Origin of the sequence: Candidatus Planktophila sp. (assembly GCF_046070465.1) — a bacterium.
GTDB lineage: Bacteria > Actinomycetota > Actinomycetes > Nanopelagicales > Nanopelagicaceae > Planktophila.
Window position 1 is genome coordinate 1 of sequence record NZ_JBJTMK010000123.1, and the last position, 2,541, is coordinate 2,541.

Here is a 2,541-nt window from a genome sequence, read left to right on the forward strand (position 1 = left end):
GTCTTGGTAAAACTCACTTACTTCACGCAATTGGTGCTTACTCTCGCGAACTCTTTCCAAATATTCGTGTGCGTTATGTTTCATCTGAAGAATTTACCAATGACTTTATTAACTCGATCCGCGACGATAAAGCAACATCCTTTCAACGTCGCTATCGTGATTTAGATGTCTTACTTATTGACGATATTCACTTCTTGGAAAATAAAGAACGTACACAGGAAGAGTTCTTCCATACATTTAACACTTTGCACAATGCGAAGAAGCAGATTGTTATCTCATCTGACCGTTCACCAAAACAATTAACAACTCTTGAAGATCGACTTCGTTCACGATTTGCGTGGGGTTTCACAATCGATGTTCAACCACCAGAGCTAGAGACGCGTATCGCGATTCTTCGTAAGAAGGCTGCGCAAGATCGTCTCAACGCACCAGATGATGTTCTTGAATTTATCGCTAGTAAGATTTCTACAAACATTCGCGAACTCGAAGGTGCGCTCATTCGTGTTACTGCTTTCGCAAGTTTGAACCGCCAGAGCGTTGATATGGGTCTTGCTGAAATTGTTTTGAAAGATTTAATGCCTTCTGAATCCAACCCAGAGATCACGGCTGCAACGATCATGGCTCAGACTGCAGCGTTCTTTAAATTAACTTTGGAAGATCTCTGTGGAACATCTCGATCTCGGGCACTTGTTGAAGCCCGTCAGATTGCGATGTACCTCTGCCGTGAGTTGACCGACCTACCTCTACCTAAGATCGGCCAGACCTTTGGTGGGCGCGACCACACCACCGTGATGCATGCCGACCGTAAGATCCGCGAGCTCATGGCTGAGCGTCGAGCCTTGTATAACCACGTCAACGAAATCACCACCAAGATTAAACAGCAGAGCAGCTACTAAGCCTCAACCTGTCATCATTAATGACTCCTTGAGGGATGTCCGCTTTGACACCTTTACCCCCAGATGTGGAAAAGATGTGGATAACTGTGGATAAAGAGGGTTTTATTGGGATATCTACCGGTATCCCGGCAGGTTTTAGGTGTTATTGAGGAAGAGAGAGGAAGGGTGAATGAGATCTATCCACCGGTTATCCACACCATCTACAGGTTTATCCACAGTAAATAGGGATAACTTCTCCGTTCTGAACAGGGTTTTTACTACTTACCCACAGAATTGGTCTACACCTATTACTACTACTTTTATATATAAATATCTCTCTCCCCAAGCGAACCTGTGGGTTTCAACCACCCATTCCTTTATTTATGGCTTCTATGCCAAACTTTCCAACCTTGGTGGGGTTATTACACCGACAGATGAGATGAGGGCTCCGGCATGAAATTTACAGTTGATCAGCACGCGTTAACCGATGGCGTTAACTGGGTCTCCCGTTCTCTCTCCACCCGCCCTATTAAGACCGAGCTCCTTGGTATCAAGATCGATGCAACTGGCGATCAGGTAATTCTCTCTGCCTCAGATCTAGAGACATCATCTAAATCTCACTTCACCGCAGATATCTTTGAAAAAGGCGAAGTCCTTGTTCCAGGAAAGTTGCTTGCGGAAATTTCTCGCTCACTTCCTAATAAACCAATCACCATCACATTAGATGGCTCACGAGTATTAGTGACATCAGGCTCTGCAAAGTTCACACTCCCAACACTTTCATTGTCGGAATATCCAAACCTTCCAGAACTCCCTGAACGCACCGGAGTTGTAGCGAGCGACATATTCGCAACAGCAGTTGCACAAGTTGCGGTTGCAGCAGGCCGTGATGATTCACTCCCAACACTCACTGGTGTCCATGTGGAAATTGAAGAAGATAAGGTAACTCTCGCTGCGACAGACCGTTATCGTCTTGCAGTTCGTGAATTTAACTGGAACCCAGCAACACCAGGAATTTCTACATCAGCGTTAATGCGCGCTCGCACACTTGCTGATGCTGCTAAATCTCTCACAGGTTCTAAAGAAGTTTCACTATCTTTCGCACCAGCAACATCAACTGACCGCCTTGCAGGTTTTTCTGGTGACGGTAAGACAATGACATCGCGAATGTTGGACGGAACATTTCCTCCATACCGCCACCTTCTTCCTACTGAAGCTTCAACTACTGCGGTTGTGGAAGTTGCTCCTTTCCTAGATTCTGTGCGCCGTGTTGCACTTGTTGCAGATAAAACCATTCCATTACGTCTTGAATTTGCAGATGGTGGAGTATCACTAGAAGCGGGTACAGGTGAAGAAGCACAAGCAACCGAAACCATCGATGTACTTCTCCACGGCGACCCAATCTCCATCGCTTTTAACCCAACATTCCTTGCAGATGGTCTTCAAGCTGTAGGAACTCCTTTTGTACAAATTTCATTTACCGGATCCAACAAGCCAGCTATCTTGACTGGGCGCACCGAACCTAACGGTGCCTCTATCGATACCTACAAGTACTTGTTGATGCCGATGCGTTACGCTTCATAACGAGAATTTCCATGCGCATTAAACGGCTAGCGCTGAATAACTTCCGTTCTTATCAAGAGCTGGATTTAGAGTTCACACCCGG

2 protein-coding genes are annotated in these 2,541 nt (G+C 45.8%); both read left to right on the forward strand.

All coding sequences use genetic code 11. The annotated features are described in order from the left end of the window. On the forward strand, positions 1 to 896 hold an 896-nt coding region (gene dnaA / locus ACKOVI_RS05555), incomplete at its 5' end, for a chromosomal replication initiator protein DnaA (protein ID WP_509603092.1). 432 nt (positions 897 to 1,328) lie between these two features. Next, positions 1,329 to 2,459 carry a DNA polymerase III subunit beta gene (gene dnaN, locus ACKOVI_RS05560; protein ID WP_509603093.1) on the forward strand — a complete coding sequence of 377 codons (1,131 nt, stop codon included), beginning with the start codon at positions 1,329 to 1,331 and terminating at the stop codon, positions 2,457 to 2,459. Positions 2,460 to 2,541 lie beyond the last annotated feature (82 nt).